We start from the raw sequence: 25,833 nt of genomic DNA, 5'->3' as shown, positions 1-25,833 counted from the left end.
AGCGAGGCGCCGACAGGCGGGGCAGAGCCCTTTGCTTACTTTGGGGCTTTTCCAAAGTGAGTCGCTGTAAGAGCGAAACCATAAGTAGCCGTTACCTAAAAAACGGATATACACCCAACATCAACGTAAAGAACCCGTATAGATTCACCCCCAGCCGTAACGTTTAAGTCGTCTCTATTGAGCAACTAATCCCCCCTCCACTACTGTGACCTCCACCCCAATAACCCCCGCAGGAAGTCATCGTGGAAAGTTCAACGTTAGGCATGATCGTCCTCTCAATGATCGCCCTGTTCGGCGCCGCCGCGTTTTGCTTCGAACAACTCGCCACCCGCGAATCAAAGAAAAAGAAAGCCAAATAAGCTGATCATCAAAAGCAGCAAAACCCCAGTGCTTCAAGGGATACCCCGCCCCCGGGTTATCCCTTTTTTCCGTTCGCCCACCCCACCGTCCTCTATACACCGTCTTAATACCCAAACCCGCAATCAGTGCCCGAACTTGATACCCAACCTCTTAACCTCCCCGCGTCCGCAATCGCGGCTTATTAATCAGGGGAGTTCCACCGTGCTCACACTCAAGTTCATCTATATCGCCAGCGGCCTATGCGCCGTCGGGCTGTTCGCTTATCTGGGCTACGCCCTCATTCGCGCCGAAAAGTTCTAGGGAGCCCCACCATGTACGACATGATTTTTGTAGGCCTCTCCCTGGTGTTTTTCGCCGCGACAACCATGGCCATTGTCGCCATGGGCAAGATTTGAACGGAGCCTCGACATGCTAAGCACTTTGCTGGAATTTGCGCTGGTCCTGGGGTTGATGACCGGGCTCGCCGTGCTGATGGGCAAGTGGCTGACCCGGGTGTTTACCGGAACCCGCCACGCCCTGCCGGAACGTTATACCTATCGCCTGCTGGGCATCGACCCGCTGGAAACCATGAGCTGGGCCCGCTACGGCTCGGCCCTGTTGCTGTCGAACGCCGCGATGATGGTGCTCGGCTATCTCATCCTGCGGTTACAGGCCGTCATGCCGATCAACCCACTCGGGCTGGCCGCACAAACCCCGGACCTGGCGTTCAATACCGCCGCTTCCTTTATCACCAACACCAACTGGCAGGCGTACTCGGGCGAAACCAGCCTGTCGAACTTCAGCCAGATGGCAGTAATCACCTTCCTGATGTTCGTCGGCGCCACCTCGGGCGTGGTCGCCGCAGCCGGTTTTATCCGTGGCCTGAGTCGCTCAAGCTCGGCGGATATCGGCAACTTCTGGGTCGACTTCACTCGCACCCTGTACCGCGTGATGCTGCCGCTGTGCGTGGGCATGGCCCTGGTGTATGTGTGGCAAGGCATGCCGCAGACCTTTTCCTCCCAAGCCCTGGCCACCACCCTGGAAGGCGCGCAGCAACAACTGATTGTCGGCGCCGTGGCGAGCTTTGAATCGATCAAGCATATCGGCACCAACGGCGGCGGCTTCTTCAGCATGAACGCCGCGCACCCGTTCGAAAACCCGACGCCGCTGACCAACGCCCTGCACATCCTCAGCATGTTGCTGATCCCGTCGGCGCTGACCTACACCTTCGGCAGCATGCTGCTGCAACGCCGTCAGGGCTGGGTGTTTTTCGGCACCTTCCTGGTGATGTTCTTAGGCTTTCTCGCTCTGGTGTATGGCGCCGAGCAAAACGGCAACCCGCTGCTGACCCAGGCCGGTGCCAACCAGGCGCTGTCCATCGAACAAAGCGGCGGCAATATGGAAGGCAAGGAACTGCGTTTCGGCATTGCCGACAGCAGCCTGTTTATCGCCACCACCACCGCGGCCACCACCGGTTCGGTCAACGCGATGCATGACTCATTGACCCCCATGGGCGGCTTCGTGCCCCTGGCGCAGATGATGCTCAACTGCGTGTTCGGCGGCGACGGCGTGGGCTTTATCAACCTGATCCAGTACGCGCTGCTGACGGTGTTCCTGGTGGGCATGATGATCGGCCGCAGCCCGGAATTCCTCGGCAAGAAGATCGAGGCTCGGGAGATAAAACTGGTGATGCTCTCGGTGCTCGCGCACCCCATCAGCATCCTCGGTTTCACCGCCCTCGCCGCCCTGTGGCCCGACACCATGGCCAGCCTGAATAACCTCGGCCCCCACGGTTTCAGCGAGGTGCTCTACGCCTACACCTCGGGCACCGCCAACAACGGTTCGGCGTTCGCCGGGCTGAACGCCAATACGCCGTTCTTCAACACCACCATTGGCCTGGCGATGCTGGTCGGGCGCTTCTTCACCATGCTGCCGATGCTCGCCGTGGCCGGTTCCCTGGCGATGAAAAAGACCGTGCCTGCCGGCGCCGGCACCATCCCCACCGCAACCCCGCTGTTCATGGTGCTGGTGGTGTTTGTGGTGCTGGTGGTGGGCGGCCTGACTTTCCTGCCGGCGCTCGCGCTCGGTCCGCTGGTGGAGCAACTGCAGTTGCTGTCCGGCCAGACGTACAACTAAGGACACGTTGATGACGACTCAATCGATATTCAAAGGGCTGTTGCGCCCGGTGCTGGTTTCGGCAGTGTTTTTCATGGCGCTGACCGGCCTCGCCTACCCGGTCTTCACCACCTTTGCCGCGCAGTTGCTGTTCCCGTTCCAGGCCCAGGGCTCGCTGATTGAACGCGACGGATTGGTGATCGGCTCGGCGTTGATCGGCCAGGACTTTACCAGGCCCGGCTACTTCCACGGCCGCCCGAGCATGACCCTCGGTACCAACCCGCAAGACCCGAGCAAAAGTGTCTCCCAGCCGTACAACGCCGGTTCCAGCGGCGCCAGCAACCTGGGCCCTACCAGCCAGAAACTGGTGGACCAGGTCGCGGCCCGGGTTAAAGCCTACCGCCAGGACAACGGCCTCGCCGCCGAGGCCCAGGTGCCGGTGGATGCGGTCACCGCTTCCGCCTCCGGCCTGGACCCGCATATCTCCGTGGCCAACGCACGCATCCAGCTGGCCCGGGTCGCCCGCCTGCGACAGATCCCCGAAGCCGAACTGCTGCAACTGGTGAACGAAAACACCGCGGAACGCACCCTGGGTTTGCTCGGCGAACCACGGGTCAATGTGCTGCAACTCAACCTCGCGCTGGACGCCCGCCTGCCTCTGCGCCAGCCCCCCATTGCGGCCAGTGAGTAAGAGATTCCCCCATGATCAAGAATGCTCGTTTACCTCTGTTTGATCGCGCCATCGTGCTCACCGCCTGCGGGGATGCGTTCAAGAAACTGCTGCCCCAGGCGCAGTGGAAAAACCCGGTGATGTTCGTCGTGTACCTGGGCAGCCTCCTCACCACGCTGCTGTGGTTCCAGTCCCTGGGTGGCCAGGGTGAAGCGCCCAGCGGCTTTATCCTCAGCATCTGTTTGTGGCTGTGGTTTACCGTGCTGTTCGCCAACTTTGCCGAGGCCCTGGCCGAAGGCCGCAGCCGTGCCCAGGCCGCCAGCCTGCGCGGGATGAAGCGCCAGACCCTGGCCAAGTTGCTGCAACAACCCAAACACGGCGCCGCGTGGCTGCCGACCGAAGCCACGCTGTTGCGCAAAGACCAGGTGGTGTTGATCGAAGCCGGCGACCTGGTGCCGCTGGACGGCGTGGTGATCGAAGGAGTGGCCTCGGTGGACGAAAGCGCAATCACCGGCGAATCGGCACCGGTGATTCGCGAGGCCGGCGGCGACTTTTCCTCGGTCACCGGCGGCACGCGGGTGCTGTCGGACTGGCTGGTGGTGCGCATCAGCGTCAACCCGGGCGAGTCGTTCCTCGACCGCATGATCTCGATGGTCGAATCCGCCAAGCGTCAGAAAACGCCCAACGAAGTCGCCCTGACAATTTTGCTGGTGGGCCTGACCCTGTTGTTCCTGCTGGTGATCGCGACGCTGAGCCCGTACTCGATCTTTGCCGTGGCCATGAGTGGCAGTGGCAACGTGATCAGCGCCACGGTGCTGGTGGCGTTGCTGGTGTGCCTGATTCCCACCACCATCGGCGGCCTGCTCTCGGCCATCGGCGTGGCGGGCATGAGCCGCATGATGTCGGCCAATGTGATCGCCACTTCCGGCCGCGCCGTTGAGGCGGCGGGTGACATCGACGTGTTGCTGTTGGACAAGACCGGCACCATCACGTTGGGCAATCGCCAGGCCAGCAGTTTCCTGCCGGCACCGGGGGTCAAGGAAGCTGAACTGGCCGACGCGGCGCAACTGGCGTCCCTGGCCGACGAAACCCCGGAAGGCCGCAGCATCGTGGTGCTGGCCAAGCAGAAGTTCGACATCCGCGCGCGGGACATCAACGCCCTCGGCGCAAGCTTTGTGCACTTCACTGCACAGACCCGCATGAGCGGCGTCGACCTGCCCGAAGGCCGCGGTATTCGCAAGGGTGCAGCGGATGCGATTCGCAGTCATATCGAAGCACTCGGCGGGAGCTTTCCGGCTGCATTGCAGGCCAAGGTCGACGAAGTATCGCGACGCGGCAGCACTCCGCTGGTGGTCTCGGACGGGGCCAAAGCACTCGGCGTGGTGGAGCTCAAGGACGTGGTCAAGGGCGGCATCAAGGAGCGCTTCGCCGAATTGCGGCGCATGGGCATCAAGACCGTGATGATCACCGGCGACAACCGCCTGACCGCCGCCGCGATTGCGGTGGAAGCCGGCGTGGATGACTTCCTCGCCGAGGCGCGCCCGGAAGACAAGCTGCAGCTGATCCGCGACTACCAGGCCCAGGGCAAGCTCGTGGCCATGACCGGCGACGGCACCAACGACGCCCCGGCGCTGGCCCAGGCCGACGTGGCGGTGGCGATGAACAGCGGCACCCAGGCAGCGAAAGAGGCCGGCAACATGGTCGACCTCGACAGCAACCCGACCAAGCTGATCGAAGTGGTCGAGGTGGGCAAGCAGATGCTGATGACCCGTGGCGCGCTCACCACCTTCAGCGTGGCGAATGACGTGGCGAAATATTTCGCGATCATCCCGGCGGCGTTTGTCGCGACCTATCCGCAGCTCGGCGCGCTGAACGTGATGCACCTGAGCAGCCCCAACTCGGCGATCCTCAGTGCGGTGATTTTCAACGCGTTGATCATCGTGGCGCTGATTCCGTTGGCCCTGCGCGGCGTGACGTACCGGGCGATTGGCGCGGCAGCGTTGCTCAATCGCAACCTGCTGATCTATGGCCTGGGCGGGGTGCTGGTGCCGTTTGCCGGGATCAAGCTGATTGACCTGGTGCTGACCGGGCTGGGTCTCGTGTAGCACCGCAAACCCAATGTGGGAGCGGGCTTGCTCGCGAATACGGAGTGTCAGCCAACTCGACTGTCACTGACACACCGCTTTCGCGAGCAAGCCCGCTCCCACCATTGAACCGCATTGACCAGGAATGACATGCCCGCATTAAACGAAGAACGCCCCGACCCCGACGCCCTTCTCGCCCGAGTCCAGCAGGAAGAACAGGCCGCCTTGCGCGGCAAACTGCGTATCTACTTCGGCTCCAACGCCGGGGTGGGCAAGACCTGCGCCATGCTTGACGCGGCGCAACGGGAAGTCAGCCTGGGGCGCGACGTACTCGCCGGCGTGGTGGAAACCCACGGCCGCCAGGAAACCGCCAACCTGCTCAACGGCCTCGAACAACTGCCCCGCGCCCACCGCCTGCATCACGATTTCACCCTCACCGAATTCGACCTCGACGCGGCCCTGCAACGCCATCCCGCCGTGCTGCTGGTGGATGAACTCGCCCACAGCAACGTGCCCGGCTCGCGCCACCCGAAACGCTGGCAAGACGTGGAAGAACTGCTCAGCGCCGGCATCGACGTGTGGACCACCCTCAACGTCCAGCACCTGGAAAGCCTTAACGATCTGGTGAGTGGGATCATCGGCATTCGCGTGCGGGAAACCGTACCGGACCACGTGTTCGACAATGCCCACGAAGTGGTCGTCGTGGACCTGCCGCCGGATGATCTGCTGCAACGCTTGAAGGACGGCAAGGTGTACCTGGGCCCTCAGGCCGAACGTGCGTCGCGGCACTTTTTCCGCAAGGGCAACCTGCTCGCCCTGCGGGAACTGGCCCTGCGCCGCACGGCCGACCGGGTCGACACGCAGATGCGCGTGTACCGTCGCGAACAGTCGATCAAGACCCTGTGGCCCGCCCGCGAGCGATTGCTGGTAGGCGTGGCCGGTGACGCCGGTGATGAACGCCTGGTGCGAGAAGCCGCGCGCCTGGCGCAAAAGCTCGAGGCGGACTGGATCGTGGTGCACGTCACGGCAGCCCAGGGCCGCGGCGCCAAGCGTTATCTCACAGCAATGAAAACCCTGGCCCTGGCCAGCGAATTCGGCGCCGACACCGCTACGCTACCGGGCATGGACGTCGCCGAAGCACTGGCCGCCTGTGCCCGGGAACACAACGCCAATCGCCTGGTGCTCGGCCATCATCCGCGCCGGGCATGGCGGTTCTGGCATCAGTCGGTGAGCGACCGGATCAGCCGGCACCATCCGCAGATCGACCAGATCGTGATCGCCCATGGCGTACTGCCGGGCACTGTTCCTGCCATTGAAAAACCTACGCCAGCGCCCGGCAGAACCCTGGCCTACCTCTGGTCCACACTCGCCTGTTTCACCGCCAGCGCCATCGCCGCGCTGCTGCTGCAGGTGTTCGACCTGGCCAACGTGGTGATGCTGTTCCTGCTCACGGTGGTGCTGGTGGCCCTGCGGTTTGGACGCGGCCCCGGCGTGTGGGCAGCGATGCTCGCGGTGCTGTGTTTCGACTTCTTTTTCGTCCAGCCGCGCTACTCGTTTACCGTCAACGACACCCAGTATTTCTTCACCTTCGCGCTGATGCTCGGCATCGCCCTGATCACCGGGCAACTCACCGCCCGCCTGCGCCACGAAGCGCGCACCGCCGCTGCCCGGGAACGCCGCGCTACTTCCCTGGCGCGTCTGGCCCGGGACCTGTCGGCCGCGTTGACCGTGGAGCAGATCAGCGAAGTGGCGCTGCGCACCTTCAGCGGCGTGTTCGAGGCGCGGGTCGGCCTGGCCTTGCCGGACGCCGCGGACGGCGTGCACAGCGTGGGCGCGGGCGGGCTGCCGATCGACGACAGCATCGCCCAATGGACCTACGACCACGGCCAATCCGCCGGCCAGGGCACCGACACCTTGGCCGCCGCCAAGGGGTGCTATCTGCCACTCAAGGCCCCGATGCGCGTGCGCGGTGTGCTGGTGCTGGAACTGGCGCAAAACGAACGCCTCAACGAGCCCGAAGAACGCCGTCTGCTGGAAGCCTGCATGAGCCAGCTGGCGATTGCCCTGGAGCGCGTGCACTTCGTCGAAGTGGCGCAAAGCACGTTGGTGCAGATGGAAGGCGAGAAGATGCGCAACACCTTGCTCGCGGCGATTTCCCACGACTTGCGCACGCCCTTGACCACTCTGATCGGCGCGGCCGATACCGCCCTGCCCCATGCGCCGCCGGGGCCGCTGACCGCGTTGCTGCACGGTATTCATGAGCAGGCGACCTCGATGCAACGCCTGATCGAAAACCTGCTGGACATGGCCCGCATGCAAGAGCGCGGCGTGCGGCTCAACCGGCAATGGCATTTGCTGGAAGAGATCGTCGGCAGCGCCCTGCGCCAGTTGCGTGAGCCACTGGCCCGGCATGTGGTGAATACGACGCTGGACCCGCAATTACCGCTGGTGGAAGTCGATGCGCTGCTGATCGAACGGGTGCTGGTCAACCTGCTGGACAACGCCGCCAAGTACACCCCGCCGGGCACGGTCATTACCGTGGCCGCCCGCGCCGTTTCGGACAACATCCTGCTGGAAGTCAGCGACACCGGCCCGGGCAGCGCGCCGGCCAATCTGTTCGAACCGTTTGCCCGTGGCCAGCAGGAATCCTCGGTCGCCGGAATCGGCCTGGGCCTGGCCCTGGCCAAGCGCATCGTCGAAGCCCACGGCGGGCGCATCGAAGCCAGACCCGGCAGCGAGCGCGGCATGCATTTCGTCATCACTTTACCGGCGGGTACTCCGCCCCCAATGGACGCCCTATGAGCACTGCACGCATTCTGATTGTTGAAGACGAGGCCAACATCCGCCGTTTTGTCGGCATCGCCCTGCAGGATGAGGGCTTCCAGGTGTTCGAGGCCGACAGCGTCAAACGCGCGTTGATCCACGCTTCCAGCCGTCAGCCGGACCTGGTGATCGTCGACCTCGGCCTGCCGGACGGCGACGGCAAACAGCTGATCAGCGAGCTGCGGGGATGGCTGGCGGTGCCGATCCTGGTGTTGTCGGCACGGGATCGCGAAGAGGAAAAAGTCGCCGCCCTGGACGCCGGCGCCGATGACTACCTGACCAAACCCTTCGGCGTACCCGAGTTGCTTGCGCGCATCCGTGCGCAACTGCGCCGTCATGGGCAGACCGGCACCGTGGCGGCCACCAGCAAGGTGGCGTTTGGCGATATCGAGGTGGACCTGGCGACCCATGAAGTATGGCGCCAAGGCCTGCCGGTGCACCTGACGCCCATCGAATACCGCCTGCTGTGCGCGATGATTCGCGGGCAGAGCCGGGTGCTCACCCACCGGCAATTATTGCTCGAGGTGTGGGGCCTGGATTACGTGGACCGCGCCCACTACCTGCGGGTGCACATGGCGCACCTGCGGCAGAAGCTGGAGGCGGACCCGGCCCAGCCGCAGTACTTCATCACCGAGTTGCAGGTGGGCTACCGGTTGGTAGGCTTGTGAACAGGTGCGCGGCGGCGAAGTCGACAAACACGCGGATCTTCGGCGAGAGATGCCGGCTGGATGGCCAAAGCGCCCAGAACTGCCCCTGGTCATCGGAATGGCCGTCGAGCACGGTTTCCAGCTGGCCCTGGGCGAGTGCTTCGCGGGCCAGGAAGTCTGGCACGTAGGCAACCCCATGGCCGTCCATCGCGGCCCGGAGCATGGCCTCCATGTTGTTCAGGGTCAGCGCGGTGGGCAGGCGCAATTGGGTGATGGCCGGGTTGGCGGACAAGGTCCAGTCCATGATTTTGCCGGTGGTGGCGAAGCGGTAACGCAAGCACGGGTGATGCTCCAGTTCGCTCAGGGTTTCTGGCCGGCCGTTGGCTCGTAGGTATTGGGGCGATGCACACAGCACAAACCTGAACGGCCCCAGCTTGCGGGCCATCAGGGTCGAGTCCGCCAGGCCACCGCTGCGGATGACCACGTCGAAGCCCTCCTCGATCACGTCCACCAGATGGTCGTTGAAATCCAGCTCCAGTTCGATCTCGGGGTAGGCTTTGCGGAACGCCATCATGTGCGGAAAGAGAAAGCGATAACCGATGGTGGGCAGGCTGACCCGCAGTTTGCCCCGGGGTGCCTGCATCGCATGGGAAAGCATGGCGCGGGCGTCTTGCAGGTCGTCGAGAATTTTCCGACTGCGCTCGTAGAACAATTGGCCTTCGGCGGTGAGGCTGACCTTGCGCGTACTGCGGTGCAACAGCCGCACATTCAGTGACGCCTCAAGCTTGGCGACATTCTTGCCCACCGCCGAAGCGGAAATCCCCATCGCCCGGGCCGCGCCGGTGAAGCTCAGGGCTTCCGCGGTTTTCACGAAGGCGATCACGCCGCTCAGGTTATCGGTCACGTCATTGCATCCATCAAGTCCGTTATGAAAGGAATGTAAGCCCGTTTATCCGCGATTGCATCCTGATTAGAGTCTTTTAATCTTCAAACTCGCGGGAATGCCCCTATGACCACTACAACCGAATCTGCGCCCGCCCATGGCCGATATTCCATCCTGGCGGCCATTTGCCTGGCCGCCCTGGTATTGCCCATGAGCTTTACCGGCGGCGCCGTCGCCACGCCCTTTATCGGCCAGGCATTTGCCGCCCAGCCCAGCCAGCTGGCGTGGATCACCAACGCGTTCATGCTGAGTTTCGGCAGCCTGTTGATGGCCGCCGGCACCCTCGCCGACCTCTATGGGAGAAAGCGTCTTTTCTTGTGGGGCATGGCGCTGTTTACCGTGGTCTCCTTGCTGCTGGCAGTGGCACCGGGGATTTTCTGGCTGGATGTGTTGCGTGGTGTGCAGGGCGTCGCGGCGGCTACGGCATTGGCCAGTGGCTGTGCGGCGCTGGCCCAGGAGTTTGACGGCCATGCCCGCACCCGCGCCTTCAGCTTGCTGGGCACCACATTCGGTGCAGGCCTGGCGTTTGGGCCATTGCTGTCGGGGGTGCTGATCGAGCACTGGGACTGGCGCTCGATTTTTCTCGGCACTGCATTATTGGCCGGTATTTCGCTGCTGTTTGCCGCGCCCAAAATGCGTGAAAGCCGCGACCCGCAAGCGATGCGGCTGGACACCGCTGGTGTACTGACGTTTTCCGCGATGCTGGTGGCCCTGACCACGGCGGTGATCCTCGCGCCGGAGCACGGCTGGACGTCGCCGCTGGTTGATGCCCTGCTGATCGCGGCGGCGGTGTTTTTGCTGGTGTTTGTCCTCGTCGAAAACCGCTCCAGCCAACCGATGCTGGAGCTGCGGCTGTTTCGCTTCCCGCGTTTTATTGGCGTGCAGCTCCTGCCGATCGGTACCTGTTACTGCTACATCGTGCTGATCGTGTTGCTGCCCCTGCGGTTTATCGGTGTGGAAGGCGCCAGCGCGCTGGACGCGGGTTTGATGATGCTCGCGTTATCGGCACCGATGCTGGTGGTGCCGATGATCGCCGCATCGCTGACCCGCTGGCTCTCAGCAGGACTGTTGTGTGCCATTGGCTTGCTGATCGCGGCGGTGGGCCTGTGGGGATTAAGCCTGGCCAACCAGCCTGCGCAGACCATCGCCGCAATGCTGGTCATCGGGATCGGCACCGGGCTGCCGTGGGGTTTGATGGATGGCTTGGCGATCAGCGTGGTGCCCAAGGAGCGAGCGGGAATGGCGGCGGGGATTTTCAACACCACCCGCGTGGCCAGTGAAGGCGTGGCGCTGGCGATTACGATGGCGGTATTGGGCGCATTGGTGGCACATCACCTGAAGGGTCGCGCAGGGGCCGACGTGTCAGTGATTGCCCAAGGCCTGGTCATGGGCAACGTGCAACTGGCCTCGGCCGCCCTTCCGCGGGAAGCACTGCGCAGCGCCTACATCGCGGGGTTCAACACCTTGCTGCAACTGCTCGCGGGATTCACCGTGCTGACGGCGTTGGTGGTCCTGGCCTTCATGGGGCGAAACAGCATTGCACCCGTGCAAACCGAACCGGGCATTCAGTCGTTGAGCTGAATCCAAGGCACAAAAAAGCCCGCTCAATGAGCGGGCTTCCTGTGGTACCTGGCGTTCAGCGTTCCAGGTGACCGAATATGGCGCAGCGGACGGGACTCGAACCCGCGACCCCCGGCGTGACAGGCCGGTATTCTAACCGACTGAACTACCGCTGCGCGTAACACATAAAGCGAATGGTGGGTGATGACGGGATCGAACCGCCGACATTCTGCTTGTAAGGCAGACGCTCTCCCAGCTGAGCTAATCACCCTTCACTTTCGGTGTGGGGCGCATTCTATAGCATTTTTCCGTAATGTCATGATTTAAATGCAATTTATTTAAAATATTTTGTCTTCGACCCCGCGCACCCCGCAAAACCGGCGCTTTGGGTGCAAACGCGAGTCTATTGCGTTTGCCCAAGCCTTGGCCCCACAATTAACAATTATTCTCAATAACACCTGGGCCGGGCCTTATGTCTGTGGGTGAACCGCCGTTCCAACGGGAGATTACCGAGCTGTACAGCGAGCATCACGGCTGGCTGTTCACTTGGTTGCGCCGCAAACTGGGCTGTACCCATAACGCCGCCGACGTGGCGCAGGACACCTTCGCGCGGATTCTGCACGCCCGCGAGTCGGTGACCGCCATCCGCGAACCCCGCGCCTATTTAAGTACCACCGCCAGGCGGCTGATCATCGACCAGGCACGGCGCAAGCAGATTGAGCACGCCTACCTTCAGGAATTGATGCTGACGGTGGAAACCCTGGAAGGTTTCCAGTCGCCCGAACAGATCCACACCACCCTGGAAGCCCTCGAGCACATTGCCTTCATGCTGGAAGGCATGCACGACAATGTGCGTCAGGCGTTTGTGCTGTATTACCTCGAAGACCTGACCCAGCAGCAAATCGCCCGACAACTGAAGCTGTCGGAACGTACGGTACGCAAATACCTGATCCAGGCCCTGCTGCATTGCAGCCACAGCGTGGATATCTGAACCGCACATGCCCGCCTCCCGCCAACAGATCGATGAACAAGCCGCCGAATGGATGATTCGCCTGCACGAAGGTGAATTGACCGAGGCCCAGCGCCAGGCGTTCGAGCGCTGGAAGCAGCAAGGCCCGCAACACGCCGCATCAGCAGCGCGCATGGAAGATGTGATTGCGCGGATGCAGGCCCTGCGCGGGCAAAAGGCACCGGCCCGGGCGGCCTTGAGTGCGGCCTTTCCCCGGCATGGGAAGGCGCGCAAAAACTACGTCCGCGCGTTGGTACTGGCCTGCAGCCTGGGCCTTCCCGCCATGGCGCTGCTCTACAGTCCTTATCCACAACAATGGATGGCCGATGTGCACAACGGCCCCGGCGAATGGAAAACCCTGCGGCTGGCGGACGGCTCGACGCTGACCCTGAACGGCATCAGTGCGGCGAATCTGCATTTCGACAGCCGGCAGCGCCGCATCGAATTGCTGCAAGGCGAGATCCTGGTGGAAGTGGCCCACGATGGCGAACGGCCATTTGTGGTGCAGACCGCCCAAGGCACCCTGCGCGCCCTGGGTACGCGATTTGTGGTCAGGCGCGAGGATGACGTTACGGTGCTGAGCATGCTCGAATCCCGCGTTGCCGCCCAAAGCGCGAATGGCCAGCAGACGCTGGAAGTGGACGCCGGCTCACAGGCGCGACTCAGCAAAGATGCCGTGCGCCTCTCCGGCAGCATCGATACGGCGAGCATCAATGGGGCCTGGCGCCGCCATCAACTGGTGGTGGATAACCGACCGTTGCCGGAAGTGCTGGATGAGATCGCCCGTCACCGTTCGGGCCGCTTGCAGTTTGATCGCGCCGCACTGGCCAGTCTCAAGGTCTCGGCCGTACTTCCCCTGGATAACACCGACCGCACCTTGCAGATGCTGGCTCAAACCCTGCCGATCACGCTGAAAACCTTTACCCCATGGCTGATAATTGTCAGCCCGGATACCGAGAGCAAAAAATAATTATTCGCATTGCTTCCGCTTTTTTTCGGGTTGCCCGTCAAGGAAGGTATACCGATGACTAAAGGACTGCCCTCACCATGCCCTTCCCTTCCAAGCCTCGCAGACGCCTGCTGAGCAGCGCGCCGCTGACCCTCACACTGCTCGCGACGACGCTGCTCAATACCCATCTGGCCCAGGCCGACACGGTAGCCGTTGCGGCCCAAGCCTACGACATACCTGCCGGGCCGCTGGGCGCCACACTCAACCAGTTCGCCCAGCAAGCGGGCGTGGCTATCGTGTTCCAGTCCCAGAACCTGCAGGGGCTCGCGGGCCCGGGACTCAAAGGCACTTATAGCGTGGAGGTTGGGTTTGAAAAGCTGCTGCGTGGCAGTGGTTATCGGGCAGTCAAAGGTGATCAGGTCTACGCACTGGAAGCCAACCCTACCCCCACCGGCGCCGTGGAGCTGGGGGCGACGCAGATCAGCGCCAACCAACTCGGCACCATTACCGAAGGCTCCGGCTCTTACACTCCCGGCACCATCGCCACCGCTACCCGCCTGGTGCTGACGCCACGGGAAACTCCGCAATCGATCTCGGTGGTCACCCGCCAGGCCATGGATGACTTTGGCCTCAACTCCATCGACGACGTGATGCGCCATACCCCGGGCATCACCGTGGCAACGTATGACAGCGACCGTACCAGCTATTACTCCCGCGGCTTCGCGATTCGCAACTTCCAGTACGACGGTATTCCTATCCTGCAAGACCCGCAGTATTCGTCCGGCCATACCCTCACCGACATGGTGATCTATGACCGGGTAGAAATCCTCAAGGGCGCCACTGGCCTGCTCACTGGCGCCGGTGGCCCTGGTGGCACCATCAATATGATCCGCAAGAAACCTACCCAGGAATTCAAGGGCCATATCGACCTTGGCGCCGGTTCCTGGGACAACTACCGATCGGAAGTTGACGTCAGCGGTCCCTTGACCGAAACCGGGAACATCCGCGGCCGAGCCGTGGCGGCCCATCAAGACAAACAGTCCTTCATGGACCATTACCAACGCAAAACCAGCGTCTACTACGGCATCCTGGAGGCGGACCTGTCGCCGGATACCCTGCTGACCGTGGGCGCGGACTATCAGGATAATGACCCCAAAGGCTCAAGCTGGACCGGCAGTGCCTCGCTGTATGACGAATCCGGCAATCGCATTGGCTCCAAGCGCTCATTCAACAACGGGCCACGGTGGAGCAGTTGGCAGCAGTACACACGCACCGCCTTTGCCACCCTTGAACACAGCTTCGAAAATGGCTGGGTCGCCAAAGGTCAGTACAACCATCAAATCAACGGTTACAACGCCCCCCTGGGTTTCGTGAGCCCAGGTTTGCCCTCAGTGCTGGCGCGCAAATACACAGGTGAAACCGTCAGCGACAGCGCCGACCTTTACACCTCTGGCCCCTTCGACCTGTTTGGCCGAGAACACCAGTTGGTGGTCGGCACCTCGGTTTCCCGCTCCCACTGGAAAGGCAAGGACTACACCAACGCCAGCCTGCCCAACAATAACTTCGACTATTACAACTGGAACGGCGACATCCCGAAGCCGGACTGGGGCGAAGTCACCAACAAAAACGATGAAATCACCCGCCAGACCGGCAGCTACATGACCGCTCGCTTCAGCCTCACGGACGATCTTTCGCTGCTGCTGGGCACGCGCGTTGCAGACTTCCAGGTCACCGGCACCAGTGATACGAAAAAAAGCGGCAAGGTCTTGCCCTATGCGGGCCTGGTATACGACCTCAACGACAACGTGTCGGCCTACGCCAGTTACACGGAAATTTTCCTGCCGCAGTCGTTCAACCGTGATCGCAACAACAAATTGCTGGAGCCGGATGAAGGCAAGAACTACGAAGTGGGGCTCAAAGGTGAATTCTTCGAAGGGCGCCTGAATTCCAGCATCGCCTACTTCGAGGTTCACGAAAAAAACCGCCCCGAGGAAGATACGGAGTACAACGCCAATCCAACCAGCCCCGCTCGCGACTACGCCTATAAGCCGATCACTTCGAAAACCAAGGGTTATGAGGCGGAAATCTCTGGCGAGCTGACACCCGGCTGGCAGTTGCAGGCAGGCTACACCCACAAGATTGCCCGTGATGAAAGCGGCAAGAAGGTATCGACCTGGGAGCCGGAAGATCAGGTCAATGTCTATACCAGCTACAAGCTGACCGGCAGCCTCGACAAACTCACCCTCGGCGGCGGCGCGCGTTGGCAGGGTCAAGGCTGGCAGGTACTGAGCAACTGGGCCAAGGGCGGCGCTCAAGAAAAATTTGCCCAGGATCCCTACTGGCTGGTGGACCTGATGGCCCGCTATCAGATCACCGACAGCGTGTCGGCGACCGTCAACGTCAACAACGTGTTCGACAAGTCGTATTACACCAACATCGGGTTCTACAACTCGTCGTACTACGGCGACCCTCGCAACGTAATGGTCAGTACCCGCTGGGATTTCTAAACCCCATAAAAAACGCCCCCGATCACGGCACATGATCGGGGGCGTTTTTTAGACCGGCGGTTTCTTGCAAACCCCAGACAGCAAAAAGCCCGCTCAATGAGCGGGCTTCCTGTGGTACCTGGCGTTCAGCGTTCCAGGTGACCGAATATGGCGCAGCGGACGGGACTCGAACCCGCGACCCCCGGCGTGACAGGCCGGTATTCTAACCGACTGAACTACCGCTGCGCGTAACACATAAAGCGAATGGTGGGTGATGACGGGATCGAACCGCCGACATTCTGCTTGTAAGGCAGACGCTCTCCCAGCTGAGCTAATCACCCTTCACTTTCGGTGTGGCGCGCATTCTACGGAGCGACCCATGGTCTGGCAAGCACTTTCTTAAATAATTTTTTTCAGGCCTTCCAATGGCTTAGCGAGGGTTGGCCTATGACGCCATGAGGAGAATAATGCCCCCCTTTGTATATAAGGAGAGACTCACCCCATGTGGTTCAAAAACCTGCTTATCTATCGCCTGACCCAAGATCTGCCTGTTGATGCCGAGGCGTTGGAAACTGCACTGGCCACCAAACTGGCGCGCCCTTGTGCAAGCCAGGAATTGACCACTTACGGTTTCGTCGCCCCTTTCGGTAAAGGCGAAGACGCGCCACTGGTGCACGTCAGCGGTGATTTCCTGCTGATCGCTGCGCGCAAGGAAGAACGTATCCTGCCGGGTAGCGTGGTGCGTGATGCGGTGAAGGAAAAGGTCGAAGAGATCGAAGCCGAGCAAATGCGCAAGGTCTACAAAAAGGAACGCGACCAGATCAAGGATGAAATCATCCAGGCCTTCCTGCCGCGCGCGTTTATCCGTCGCTCGTCGACCTTCGCCGCCATCGCGCCGAAACAGGGCCTGATCCTGGTGAACTCGGCCAGCCCGAAACGTGCCGAAGACCTGCTGTCCACCCTGCGTGAAGTGATCGGCACCCTGCCAGTACGTCCGCTGACCGTGAAAACCGCGCCAACCGCCATCATGACCGACTGGGTCACCACCCAGAAACCGGCCGATGACTTCTTCGTCCTCGACGAATGCGAACTGCGCGACACCCACGAAGACGGCGGCATCGTGCGCTGCAAACGCCAGGACCTGACCGGCGAAGAGATCCAACTGCACCTGACCACCGGCAAAGTCGTGACCCAGTTGTCCCTGGCTTGGCAGGACAAGCTGTCCTTCATGCTGGACGACAAAATGACCGTCAAGCGCCTGAAGTTCGAAGACCTGCTGCAGGATCAGGCGGAACAGGACGGCGGCGACGAAGCACTGGGCCAGCAGGACGCCAGCTTTACCCTGATGATGCTGACGTTTGGCGACTTCCTGCCGGCGTTGGTTGAGGCACTGGGTGGCGAAGAAACCCCACAAGGTATCTAAAGCCTTGTGAAGATCAAAATGTGGGAGCGGGCTTGCTCGCGAATGCGTCCTTTCAGTTGATATCTTCCTGGCTGACACACCGCATTCGCGAGCAAGCCCGCTCCCACATTTGATCGCATGCGCACTTCCAAAATCGAATAACAAGGACCAACCCCATGCGTGCACTCGCCGCCTTGAGCCGTTTCGTCGGCAATACCTTCGCCTACTGGGTGCTGATTTTTGCCGTGGTTGCGTTCCTGCAACCCGCCTGGTTTCTCGGCCTCAAAGGCGCCATCGTGCCGCTGTTGGGCCTGGTGATGTTCGGCATGGGGCTGACCCTCAAACTTGAAGATTTCGCTGAAGTCGCGCGCCATCCGTGGCGCGTGGCATTGGGTGTCGTCGCGCATTTCGTGATCATGCCCGGCGTGGCCTGGCTGCTGTGCCAGGTCTTTCACCTGCCACCGGAAATTGCCGTCGGTGTGATCCTCGTCGGCTGCTGCCCGAGCGGCACGTCGTCCAACGTCATGACCTGGCTGGCCCGGGGCGACCTGGCCCTGTCGGTGGCCATTGCAGCCGTCACCACCCTCCTCGCTCCGCTGCTGACGCCCGCGCTGATCTGGCTGCTGGCCTCGGCCTGGTTGCCGGTGTCGTTCATGGAGTTGTTCTGGTCGATCCTGCAAGTGGTACTGCTGCCGATCGTGTTGGGCGTGGTGGCGCAGCGCTTGCTGGGCGCCCGGGTACGGCATGCGGTCGAGGTGTTGCCGCTGGTGTCGGTGGTCAGCATCGTGGCGATCGTCGCCGCCGTGGTGGCGGCCAGCCAGGCGAAGATTGCCGAGTCGGGCCTGCTGATCATGGCGGTGGTGATCCTGCATAACACCTTTGGCTTCCTGCTGGGCTATTTCACCGGCCGTGTGTTCGGGCTGCCGCTGGCACAACGCAAATCCCTGTCGCTGGAAGTGGGCATGCAGAACTCCGGCTTGGGCGCCGCACTGGCAAGTGCGCATTTCTCGCCGCTGGCGGCGGTGCCGAGTGCGCTGTTCAGCGTCTGGCACAATATTTCCGGGGCACTCCTGGCTACGTACTTCCGGCGAATGAGCGAAAAGGAAGACCGCGAATTGTTGGCGGGCAAGTCCGAAACTTGATCACCTGATCAATATTCGGCACTCTAACGGGCTTCGCGGGGACGACCTCGCGACGCAATCAAGCGCTTAATCCGGGGACGACCCCACTTCTATAAAGGAAGGTCACCATGTCCTGGATCATTCTGTTTTTTGCCGGACTGTTTGAAGTCGGCTGGGCCGTCGGACTGAAGTACACCGATGGTTTCAGCAAGCCACTGCCCACGGCCCTGACGATTGCCGCCATGGCCGTCAGCCTCGGGTTGCTGGGGCTGGCCATGAAGGAGCTGCCACTGGGTACCGCCTATGCCATCTGGACCGGCGTCGGTGCAGTGGGCACGGTGATTGCCGGGATTATCCTGTTCGGGGAGTCCATGGCGCTGTTTCGACTGGCCAGTGTGGCGTTGATTATCTGTGGGCTGATCGGGCTCAAGATCAGCGCCTGAGCCACTCACCGGCAATAAAAACAAGGTGGACTTAATAGTCCACCGAGTACGGCACGCTATTTACTACTCTGTGATGCATCAGACGTCATAGTAGCGTTCACGCGGTTCTTTCCCCCATTCCTTGTAAAGTGCATTTTCGTTATACGGCTCCGGGTTTGTACTGGTAGGGGGCGTTGAGGGGTCATTATCAAAATCATAAGGTTCACCGTCCGTTGGTAACCCAACGGCTTGCCGCTCCAAATTTGGCTCACGAGTTGGCCTGCGGGGATCGCTAGTTTCTGGCGGTACTTCAGTTTCTCCGGGCAAGAACTTACCGTCGACACCGTCGTACGCATGGGCGAACTCATGGAACAGGGTTGAGACGCCTGGACGCTCGTACTTGTCCATAATGAACGAAGGGTTGTAGGAGACTGTTGCATCATCAGCCGGCATACCTGGCGTGTTATTAGTGATGAATCCGTGTTGCGAATCTTGAGGTGGGTGCTCATTGAGTGGTTGTAAGTCCTTACGTCCGTACTTATAAAAGATACCCTCCGACTCTGGCACCTTCTCTATTTTTATCGGCGCGGGAGTCTTGTCTAACGCCCCAAGCATTTTTTGCCCTACTGGAGAACCCCGAAAAAACTCTAAATCATCTTCAACGCGCTGCTTGAACTCACCATCCCCTTTAACCTCAAACGCTTTTTTACCAACGTCAGACGGCGTCACCTCAACGAACTTAGAGTTCCCCGTGCGTTTTATAGTGTCGTCTTTCTTGCCGTAAACAATATCCTTATCAGATACTGAATTAACCGTATCCTGCCCCTTGCCGGTATAAATTGTATTCTGACCAGCACCACCATCTACAACATCATTTCCCTTCCCGCCATTCATGACGTTCTTCCCACCGCCCCCACGCAGCGAATCATTGCCGCTGCCACCGTCCATGTAAGTGCCACCACCTGCTCCCCGCAACTTGTCGTTGCCGTTACCCCCATACATGACGCTATATGCCGAGCCTCCGGTGATCGTGTCATCCCCATCGTTGCCCTCGGCATACCCGACACCGCTGCCCAATTGAATGGTGTCATTACCAACACCGCCGTAGACATTGGTCCTGCCGCCTCCAGCGTTGAATCGATCGTTGCCGGCTCCCAGCTTGACGCTGACGGGCACTTTTACGTCGTCGTCAATAGTGACATTGTCGTCTCCGCCGTTGCTTTGGATCTCAAGATGCTGCTGACCATTACTCTTGGTATCGAAAGGAATGTCGTAGGTCTTGCCATTAATCTCGGCAGTCAATCCTCCATCAGCCGAATTTTTAATATGAATTTTGTCCGCGCTGTCACCCGTCTTAATCGTTAACGCCTGGTCTTTTGGCGGGGAGAAAAAACCACGCCCGCCGCCCCTAACACTTAAATCTATCTGGACCCCACCTTCATTGAATGGCATATTCGGGATGATCTTTATCGGCGCAGAAGGCTCGCCCTGTTTATCCTGTAACTTATCGGAGGGTGCTGTAGAAAGAGTATGTAAAGGCGGTTGTAAAGCGGGAGGGTTAGTACTCACTTGCATGTTCATCGAAAATCATCCTTAGGGTTAGACAACTACGATGACTGCGTGGCAATTAGAAAGAAATGGTTCCGCAGGATGAGTGATTTATTACCCAAAACTACAAACTGCAAGCGTTGTCCCACATCAAAGTCAGTCCCTGCCCAGGCCCTTCAGCGCAGAAGGTCCTGAGCACCAGAACTTGACTACTTGAGATCACCCCTCAACGTGCCAACCAGACCATGCAACGCCTCTGGCGTCGCCGCCTCCACCGTCACCGGCGCGCCGGCCACCAGGGTCACTCGCGACCAGATCCGGTGGAAGAAGCCCTTGTTCGGATCGCGACTGAAGAAACTCCCCCACAACCCCTGCAACGCCATCGGAATCACCGGCACCGGCGTCTCTGCAAGAATCCGCGTCACGCCGCTTCTGAACTCGTTCATCTCGCCATCGGAGGTCAATTTTCCTTCCGGGAAGATGCACACCAGCTCGCCGTCTTTAAGGTAGTGGGCAATCCGCTGGAAGGCCTTTTCGTAGATCTGGATGTCCTCATGCCGCCCGGCAATCGGAATCGCCCCGGCAGTGCGGAAGATAAAGTTCAAAACCGGCAGGTTGTAGATCTTGTAGTACATGACAAAACGAATCGGCCGACGCACCGAACCGGCAATCAACAGCGCATCGACAAACGACACGTGATTGCACACCAGCAACGCCGCGCCCTCGTCCGGGATCAGCTCGAGGTTCTTGTGCTCGACGCGGTACATGGAATGGCTGAGCAGCCAGATCATGAAACGCATGGTGAACTCGGGCACGATCTTGAAGATGTAGGTGTTGACCGCGATGTTCAGCAGCGACACCACCAGGAACAACTCGGGAATCGACAGCTTGGCCACGCTCAGCAGCAGGATCGAGACGATCGCCGAGACCACCATGAACAGCGCATTGAGAATGTTGTTGGCCGCGATCACCCGCGCCCGCTCGTTCTCGGCGGTACGCGACTGGATCAACGCGTACAGCGGCACGATATAGAAGCCGCCGAATACGCCAAGGCCGAGGATATCGAACAACACCCACCACGCCTGGCCGTAACTCAGCACGGCGATCCAGTCGTTGGCCTGGACGTTCTGCGGGAAGCCGCCGGAATGCCACCACAGCAGCAGGCCGAAAACGGTCAAACCGAACGAGCCGAACGGCACCAGGCCGATCTCGACTTTGCGCCCGGAGAGCTTTTCGCACAGCATCGAACCCAGTGCGATGCCCACCGAGAACACCGTGAGGATCAGCGTTACCACAGTCTCGTCGCCGTACATCCATTCCTTGGCGTAGGCCGGGATTTGCGTCAGGTAGATCGCGCCGACAAACCAGAACCACGAGTTGCCGACAATCGAGCGCGACACCGCCGGTGTCTGCCCCAGGCCGAGCTTCAAGGTGGCCCAGGACTGACTGAAGATATTCCAGTTCAGGCGCATCTCGGGGCTGGACGCCGCCGCGCGCGGAATGCTGCGGCTGGCCAGGTAGCCCAGCACCGCAATGCCGACGATGGCCGTCGAGACCACCGGCGCGTAATGGGTGGACGACATCATGATCCCGGCGCCAATGGTGCCCGCGAGGATCGCGAGGAACGTGCCCATTTCCACCAGGCCATTGCCGCCCACCAGCTCATCTTCGTGCAGGGCCTGGGGCATGATCGAGTACTTCACCGGCCCGAACAGCGCCGAGTGCGTGCCCATGGCAAACAGCGCCAGCAGCATCAGCTCCAGGTGGTTGAACATGAAACCCACCGCGCCTACGGACATGATCACGATTTCGCCGATCTTGATCACCCGGATCAGCGCGTCCTTGTTGAACTTCTCGCCAAATTGCCCGGCCAGGGCCGAGAACAGGAAGAACGGCAGGATAAACAGCAACGCGCAGAGATTGACCCAGATCGAGCGGTCGCCCTCGATGGTCAGCTTGTAGAGAATCGCCAGGATCAACGACTGCTTGAATATATTGTCGTTGAACGCACCAAGGGACTGGGTAATGAAGAACGGCAGGAAACGCCGTTTGCGCAGCAAAGTGAATTGCGAGGGGTGGCTCATCGTCCGTGTTCCTGCGTGGCCTGAAGGCTGTTATTGGTTTTTCCAGGCCACGACTTTACCTAATCCTGCTTACTTATTCGCTAGTCCTGCAATGCACGGCGATACAAAAAGCTCGCCTTTATAGGCGCCCTGCACCGTGCGCTTGGCGACGATCAGCCACATCAACGCCAGCGCCGCCACCAGCACACTGCCGACAATACTGAAGAAACCCAGGTGCAAGGTGCTCGCCAGTTTCAACGTGGCCAGCGAGTACACACCCAACGGGAAGGTGAAACCCCACCAGCCAAGGTTGAACGGAATGCCCGCCCGCAGGTAACGCACGGTGATCAGCACCGCGATCAGCATCCACCACAAGCCGAAGCCCCACAGGGTGATGCCTGCGACCAGGCCGATGCCGTTGGCCATCTCACCGACGCCGGGCAGACCGTTGGCGGCAAAGATGGCAGGTGCATCACCGCCCAGTACCAGCATGCCCAGGGCACCGGTGCCGATGGGACCGAGAGCCAGCCAGCTCGACGCGGCCATATTGGCGTGTGGCAGTTTATGCAGGGCCATGCGCAGCATCAGGATGGTCAGGATGCTGAACGCCACCGGCAGGGAAAACGCCCACAGCACGTAGCTGGTCACCAGCATCACCAGTTGCGAATGGGCGTCGGCCAGGTGCGGCGCCAGCAGGCCACCGCTGGCGGCGGCGACTTCCGCGGCCACCACCGGCAACAGCCACACGGCAGTCATCTGGTCGATGCTGTGTTCCTGGCGGGTGAACATCATGAACGGGATCAGCACCCCGCAGGCCAGGGCCATCGCGACGTCGAGCCACCACAGCACCTCGGCCAGTTGCACCACGCCATCCCCCCAGCGCGGCACGCCGAACAGCAGGAAGCCGTTGATAATGGTCGCCAGGCCCATGGGGATGGTGCCGAAGAACATCGACACCGTGGAGTGCCCGAAAATGCGCCGGGCCTCGTGGAAAAACATCACCCAGCGCGCCGCATACAGCACGCTGAACAGCACAAACAGGCCAATGGTAAACAGCCACAGCCCTTCGGCCACGGCGTGCAGCCCCGCCAGGTTGACCGGCAATTGCGCCAGCGCCAACGCCAGCACCCCGGTGCCCATGGTGGCGGCAAACCAGTTGGGGGTGAACTGGCGAATCACTTCCCGGGGACGGGTCAGGTGACTGAAGGGTTTCAAGCTGCTGTGAAGCGTATTCGGGCAAGTCATGGTGTAGTCCTCTTCCTCGCATGAGGTTGAGACCATGGTAGAACCGAATCGAATATCTATATAACGGGTAATATCTCTAACTGTTATCTGTTTAGTAGATATGTGATTAAATGCTGCCTTCGGTTTCAATCACCAGAATCCGTGCGGGGCCCTGTGGATGGGCCACATGCTCGGTGCCGACACTGGCGTAGAAGATGTCGCCTACCTGAAGCAAGGCCATCTGTTCGCTGCCGTTTTCGCGATAGTGCATCTGCACCTGGCCATCAAGCACCACGAACACCTCTTCACCGTCATTCACGTGCCAGCGATACGGCTGGTCGGTCCAATGCAAACGGGTGGTGATGCCGTTCATATTGGCGATGTCCAGCGCCTCCCAGGCGCGGCTGCCGGTGAATTCTTTGCTGCGGATGATCTTCATGGGTGAATCCCAAGGCGTAAGGGTGACGAATTATTACCGAATCAATTACCCGCCGTCGCCCTGCTCTTCGCCAAATCCTGCATTAGCAACGCCACCAACGCGCCGAGTGCCAATACGATCAGCACCACGCCATAACCGTCGGTGGTGGCGATCAAACCGAAGGTGCGCGTCAAGTTGCCCGCCAACAGCGACGGCACGCAGAACGCCAGGTAACTCAGCACATAGAACGCCGACATCAAGCCCGCCCGCTCATGGGGCAAGGCCAACGGCAAAACACTGCGCAGCGCACCGAGGAATCCCGAGCCAAAACCACCGCCGGCGATCAGCGTGGCAATGAAGAACAGCGGCAGGCTGGCGCTGTGGACGGCCGTGAGGATCAGCGCAACACCCACCGCCAGCAGCACGGCGCCCAACCGCAGGACTTTGTCCGCCGGGCGGTTGCGCAGGCTGAAAATCATCACCGCACCGCTCAGCGTCAACACCGCCACCAGCCCGCCGCCGATCAGGTTCGAGGTGGACCCGGTCGCCGCCCGCACCAGCGAGGGCGCCAGGGACAGATAAAAACCGCCCATGGCCCATACGGCTACGTCTACCGGCAACGAGATCCACAAGGCGCGTCGGGCCTGGGGCGGTACATGCAAGGTGGGCCATAGCGAGGCCAGGGCCCCCGGAATCCGGCTGACTGTCTCCGGCAGGCGCCAGACGTACAATGCCTGCAGGATCATCAACCCGAGCAGGGTCCAGTAAATCAACGTGGTCGGCATCGGCGCGAACTCCACCAGCAGGCTGCAGCCCATGGCCCCGCAGGCCATGCCCAGCAAAGGCGCTACGCTGTTGATCAGCGGGCCTTGCTGGCGGTCGGTGTCGAGCAATGCGGCGCCCAGTACGGCGGTGGCCATGCCGGTGGCAAAGCCTTGTACCGTGCGGGCGGCAATCAGCCAGCCGACACTGTCGGCATTGATAAACAGCAGCATCGCCAGCATATCGAGGAGCAGCGCGGCAAAAATTACCGGCTTGCGCCCCAGGTGGTCCGACAGTGAACCCACGGTCAGCAATGCAGCCAGCAGGCTCAAGGCGTAAATGCCAAATACCAGGGTCAACATCGCCGCCGAAAAGTGCAGGCCCTCTTGATAGAGGTGGTACAACGGGGTCGGCGCGCTGGAGGCGGCGAGAAACGTCAGCAAGGTGATCGCCAGAAACACCAGGCTGGAACGATGAGAAGTAACGCTGGACATGGGCACGCTCCGCTAAAGCTAATATTTTGCTTTTGCGGAGTGTGCTACCGGATGGCGCTTAAAGCAAATTCTTTGTGTTAAGGTTTTACGCATGGCGATAAAAGAAGGCCTCCGCCCGGGGGGCCGTAGTGCCCGGGTCCAGGAATCAGTGCATTCGGCGGTGCGTGAATTGCTCGAAGAGCAGGACCGTTCCAGCGTGACCGTGCCGCAGATAGCCACGCGCGCCGGAGTGACGCCTTCGACCATCTACCGGCGCTGGGGTGACTTGGCGGCGCTGCTGGCCGATGTTGCGATGGCCCGTCTGCGCCCGGACAGTGAGCCGGCTGATACCGGCAGCCTGCGCGGAGACCTGCGGGCCTGGGGTGAGCAATACCGTGATGAGATGAGCTCGGACCTTGGCCGCGAGATGATGCGTGATGTGCAATGCAGTCAAGCGCCGGGGTATTGCGTGGGGATTCTCACCGGGCAGTTGGAGACGATCCTGGATCGGTACACCGACGACGCCGGGACACTTCCCAGCGTGGATCGGCTGATCAATTTGATCGTTGCGCCCACCGTGTTTCGCAGTTTGTTTTCTACTGTGCCGTTGGAGGTTGAGGAGCTGCATGAGTTGATTGAGTTGGCTTTGCGGGGGTGAGGTGGTTTTTGGGTTTGGGTGTATATCCGTTGCTGCGGTAACGGCCACTTATGGTTCCGCTCTTACAGCGGCTCACTTTTGAAAAGCGCAAAAGTAAGCAAAACGCTCTTGCCCCAC

Annotated in this window: 20 protein-coding genes and 4 tRNA genes; 14 read left to right on the top strand and 10 right to left on the bottom strand. The window is 60.8% G+C overall.

All coding sequences use genetic code 11. The features are described 5' to 3' along the window. The first annotated feature begins 561 nt into the window (after positions 1-561). The 6 genes from kdpF (at position 562) to HX801_RS26580 (ending at position 8,699) form a co-directional block, all read left to right on the top strand. Positions 562-660 carry a K(+)-transporting ATPase subunit F gene (gene kdpF / locus HX801_RS32335; RefSeq protein ID WP_003219423.1) on the top strand — a complete coding sequence of 33 codons (99 nt, stop codon included), beginning with the start codon at positions 562-564 and terminating at the stop codon, positions 658-660. A gap of 108 nt (positions 661-768) precedes the next feature. Beyond that, complete coding sequence (kdpA, locus tag HX801_RS26600; RefSeq protein WP_177023027.1) at positions 769-2,475, top strand: potassium-transporting ATPase subunit KdpA; 1,707 nt, start codon at positions 769-771, stop codon at positions 2,473-2,475. Positions 2,476-2,485: 10 nt separating this feature from the next. Then, entirely contained in the window at positions 2,486-3,145 is a 660-nt protein-coding gene (gene kdpC / locus HX801_RS26595; RefSeq protein WP_177023026.1) for a K(+)-transporting ATPase subunit C, read from the top strand. A gap of 11 nt (positions 3,146-3,156) precedes the next feature. Next, the gene (kdpB, locus tag HX801_RS26590; protein WP_177023025.1) at positions 3,157-5,229 is read left to right on the top strand and encodes a potassium-transporting ATPase subunit KdpB; all 2,073 of its coding nucleotides are present in this window, start codon (positions 3,157-3,159) and stop codon (positions 5,227-5,229) included. Positions 5,230-5,358: 129 nt separating this feature from the next. Then, the gene (locus HX801_RS26585; RefSeq protein ID WP_177023024.1) at positions 5,359-8,010 is read left to right on the top strand and encodes a sensor histidine kinase KdpD; all 2,652 of its coding nucleotides are present in this window, start codon (positions 5,359-5,361) and stop codon (positions 8,008-8,010) included. Further along, entirely contained in the window at positions 8,007-8,699 is a 693-nt protein-coding gene (locus tag HX801_RS26580; RefSeq protein WP_003219430.1) for a response regulator, read from the top strand. Before HX801_RS26585 ends, HX801_RS26580 begins: the two co-directional genes overlap by 4 nt. Here HX801_RS26580 and HX801_RS26575 read toward each other — a convergent pair. After that, on the bottom strand, positions 8,659-9,582 hold the full coding sequence (locus HX801_RS26575; RefSeq protein WP_003219432.1) for a LysR family transcriptional regulator: 924 nt from the start codon (positions 9,580-9,582) through the stop codon (positions 8,659-8,661). The genes HX801_RS26580 and HX801_RS26575 overlap by 41 nt on opposite strands. Positions 9,583-9,687: 105 nt before the next feature. Between HX801_RS26575 and HX801_RS26570 the strand changes: the two genes are divergently transcribed. Continuing rightward, the gene (locus tag HX801_RS26570) at positions 9,688-11,202 is read left to right on the top strand and encodes an MFS transporter (protein WP_177023023.1); all 1,515 of its coding nucleotides are present in this window, start codon (positions 9,688-9,690) and stop codon (positions 11,200-11,202) included. Between the two features lie 78 nt (positions 11,203-11,280). Here the strand turns inward: HX801_RS26570 and HX801_RS26565 are convergent. Both HX801_RS26565 and HX801_RS26560 read right to left on the bottom strand, forming a co-directional pair. Further along, positions 11,281-11,357: transfer RNA gene (locus tag HX801_RS26565), tRNA-Asp, on the bottom strand. A gap of 19 nt (positions 11,358-11,376) precedes the next feature. Then, a tRNA-Val gene (locus HX801_RS26560) sits at positions 11,377-11,452 on the bottom strand. A 201-nt stretch (positions 11,453-11,653) separates the two neighbouring features. Between HX801_RS26560 and HX801_RS26555 the strand changes: the two genes are divergently transcribed. The 3 genes from HX801_RS26555 (at position 11,654) to HX801_RS26545 (ending at position 15,646) form a co-directional block, all read left to right on the top strand. Next, positions 11,654-12,172, top strand: coding sequence for a sigma-70 family RNA polymerase sigma factor (locus HX801_RS26555; RefSeq protein ID WP_177023022.1), 519 nt, complete (start codon positions 11,654-11,656; stop codon positions 12,170-12,172). A 7-nt stretch (positions 12,173-12,179) separates the two neighbouring features. Beyond that, positions 12,180-13,160: a FecR family protein gene (locus HX801_RS26550; protein ID WP_177023021.1), complete on the top strand. Its 981-nt coding sequence runs from the start codon at positions 12,180-12,182 to the stop codon at positions 13,158-13,160. A 77-nt stretch (positions 13,161-13,237) separates the two neighbouring features. Continuing rightward, positions 13,238-15,646: a TonB-dependent siderophore receptor gene (locus tag HX801_RS26545; RefSeq protein WP_177023020.1), complete on the top strand. Its 2,409-nt coding sequence runs from the start codon at positions 13,238-13,240 to the stop codon at positions 15,644-15,646. A gap of 148 nt (positions 15,647-15,794) precedes the next feature. Here the strand turns inward: HX801_RS26545 and HX801_RS26540 are convergent. Together HX801_RS26540 and HX801_RS26535 are read right to left on the bottom strand one after the other, a co-directional pair. Continuing rightward, positions 15,795-15,871 (bottom strand) — tRNA-Asp (locus tag HX801_RS26540). A gap of 19 nt (positions 15,872-15,890) precedes the next feature. Then, positions 15,891-15,966 (bottom strand) — tRNA-Val (locus HX801_RS26535). A 161-nt stretch (positions 15,967-16,127) separates the two neighbouring features. Between HX801_RS26535 and rdgC the strand changes: the two genes are divergently transcribed. The 3 genes from rdgC to sugE all read left to right on the top strand — a co-directional run bounded on the left by rdgC (position 16,128) and on the right by sugE (position 18,591). Further along, entirely contained in the window at positions 16,128-17,048 is a 921-nt protein-coding gene (gene rdgC, locus HX801_RS26530; protein ID WP_008430455.1) for a recombination-associated protein RdgC, read from the top strand. Positions 17,049-17,203: 155 nt separating this feature from the next. Further along, positions 17,204-18,169 (top strand): bile acid:sodium symporter family protein, encoded by a 966-nt coding sequence (locus HX801_RS26525; RefSeq protein ID WP_003212369.1) that lies wholly within the window; start codon positions 17,204-17,206, stop codon positions 18,167-18,169. Between the two features lie 107 nt (positions 18,170-18,276). Beyond that, positions 18,277-18,591 carry a quaternary ammonium compound efflux SMR transporter SugE gene (sugE, locus tag HX801_RS26520; protein ID WP_003190128.1) on the top strand — a complete coding sequence of 105 codons (315 nt, stop codon included), beginning with the start codon at positions 18,277-18,279 and terminating at the stop codon, positions 18,589-18,591. 78 nt (positions 18,592-18,669) lie between these two features. Here sugE and HX801_RS26515 read toward each other — a convergent pair whose 3' ends face one another. The 5 genes from HX801_RS26515 to HX801_RS26495 all read right to left on the bottom strand — a co-directional run bounded on the left by HX801_RS26515 (position 18,670) and on the right by HX801_RS26495 (position 25,079). Then, a complete protein-coding gene (locus tag HX801_RS26515; RefSeq protein ID WP_177023019.1) occupies positions 18,670-20,151 on the bottom strand; it encodes a M91 family zinc metallopeptidase in 1,482 nt (493 codons plus the stop codon). A gap of 176 nt (positions 20,152-20,327) precedes the next feature. Next, on the bottom strand, positions 20,328-22,202 hold the full coding sequence (locus tag HX801_RS26510; protein ID WP_008430445.1) for an MFS transporter: 1,875 nt from the start codon (positions 22,200-22,202) through the stop codon (positions 20,328-20,330). Positions 22,203-22,271: 69 nt separating this feature from the next. Beyond that, positions 22,272-23,426, bottom strand: a complete 1,155-nt coding sequence (locus HX801_RS26505) for a TDT family transporter (RefSeq protein ID WP_177023018.1) — start codon at positions 23,424-23,426, stop codon at positions 22,272-22,274. Positions 23,427-23,532: 106 nt separating this feature from the next. After that, the gene (locus tag HX801_RS26500; protein WP_177023017.1) at positions 23,533-23,844 is read right to left on the bottom strand and encodes a cupin; all 312 of its coding nucleotides are present in this window, start codon (positions 23,842-23,844) and stop codon (positions 23,533-23,535) included. A 41-nt stretch (positions 23,845-23,885) separates the two neighbouring features. Then, entirely contained in the window at positions 23,886-25,079 is a 1,194-nt protein-coding gene (locus tag HX801_RS26495) for an MFS transporter (protein WP_003212382.1), read from the bottom strand. Between the two features lie 91 nt (positions 25,080-25,170). Between HX801_RS26495 and HX801_RS26490 the strand changes: the two genes are divergently transcribed. Further along, positions 25,171-25,716 (top strand): TetR/AcrR family transcriptional regulator, encoded by a 546-nt coding sequence (locus HX801_RS26490; RefSeq protein WP_032898567.1) that lies wholly within the window; start codon positions 25,171-25,173, stop codon positions 25,714-25,716. Positions 25,717-25,833 lie beyond the last annotated feature (117 nt).

The sequence above is a fragment of the Pseudomonas sp. G1002 genome (assembly GCF_013385455.1).
In the GTDB taxonomy this organism is placed as follows: Bacteria; Pseudomonadota; Gammaproteobacteria; order Pseudomonadales; family Pseudomonadaceae; genus Aquipseudomonas.
Note: the sequence above shows the minus strand (reverse complement) of the source record. Positions and strands in the feature narration are given on the sequence as shown.

Excerpts from the sequence above, each read along its gene's own strand:
- kdpA (WP_177023027.1), top strand. The coding sequence starts at position 769 with ATGCTAAGCACTTTGCTGGAATTTGCGCTGGTCCTGGGGTTGATGACC.
- kdpC (WP_177023026.1), top strand. The coding sequence starts at position 2,486 with ATGACGACTCAATCGATATTCAAAGGGCTGTTGCGCCCGGTGCTGGTT.
- kdpB (WP_177023025.1), top strand. The coding sequence starts at position 3,157 with ATGATCAAGAATGCTCGTTTACCTCTGTTTGATCGCGCCATCGTGCTC.
- HX801_RS26585 (WP_177023024.1), top strand. The coding sequence starts at position 5,359 with ATGCCCGCATTAAACGAAGAACGCCCCGACCCCGACGCCCTTCTCGCC.
- HX801_RS26580 (WP_003219430.1), top strand. The coding sequence starts at position 8,007 with ATGAGCACTGCACGCATTCTGATTGTTGAAGACGAGGCCAACATCCGC.
- HX801_RS26570 (WP_177023023.1), top strand. The coding sequence starts at position 9,688 with ATGACCACTACAACCGAATCTGCGCCCGCCCATGGCCGATATTCCATC.
- HX801_RS26555 (WP_177023022.1), top strand. The coding sequence starts at position 11,654 with ATGTCTGTGGGTGAACCGCCGTTCCAACGGGAGATTACCGAGCTGTAC.
- HX801_RS26550 (WP_177023021.1), top strand. The coding sequence starts at position 12,180 with ATGCCCGCCTCCCGCCAACAGATCGATGAACAAGCCGCCGAATGGATG.
- HX801_RS26545 (WP_177023020.1), top strand. The coding sequence starts at position 13,238 with ATGCCCTTCCCTTCCAAGCCTCGCAGACGCCTGCTGAGCAGCGCGCCG.
- rdgC (WP_008430455.1), top strand. The coding sequence starts at position 16,128 with ATGTGGTTCAAAAACCTGCTTATCTATCGCCTGACCCAAGATCTGCCT.
- HX801_RS26525 (WP_003212369.1), top strand. The coding sequence starts at position 17,204 with ATGCGTGCACTCGCCGCCTTGAGCCGTTTCGTCGGCAATACCTTCGCC.
- sugE (WP_003190128.1), top strand. The coding sequence starts at position 18,277 with ATGTCCTGGATCATTCTGTTTTTTGCCGGACTGTTTGAAGTCGGCTGG.
- HX801_RS26515 (WP_177023019.1), bottom strand. The coding sequence starts at position 20,151 with ATGAACATGCAAGTGAGTACTAACCCTCCCGCTTTACAACCGCCTTTA.
- HX801_RS26510 (WP_008430445.1), bottom strand. The coding sequence starts at position 22,202 with ATGAGCCACCCCTCGCAATTCACTTTGCTGCGCAAACGGCGTTTCCTG.
- HX801_RS26505 (WP_177023018.1), bottom strand. The coding sequence starts at position 23,426 with ATGACTTGCCCGAATACGCTTCACAGCAGCTTGAAACCCTTCAGTCAC.
- HX801_RS26500 (WP_177023017.1), bottom strand. The coding sequence starts at position 23,844 with ATGAAGATCATCCGCAGCAAAGAATTCACCGGCAGCCGCGCCTGGGAG.
- HX801_RS26495 (WP_003212382.1), bottom strand. The coding sequence starts at position 25,079 with ATGTCCAGCGTTACTTCTCATCGTTCCAGCCTGGTGTTTCTGGCGATC.
- HX801_RS26490 (WP_032898567.1), top strand. The coding sequence starts at position 25,171 with ATGGCGATAAAAGAAGGCCTCCGCCCGGGGGGCCGTAGTGCCCGGGTC.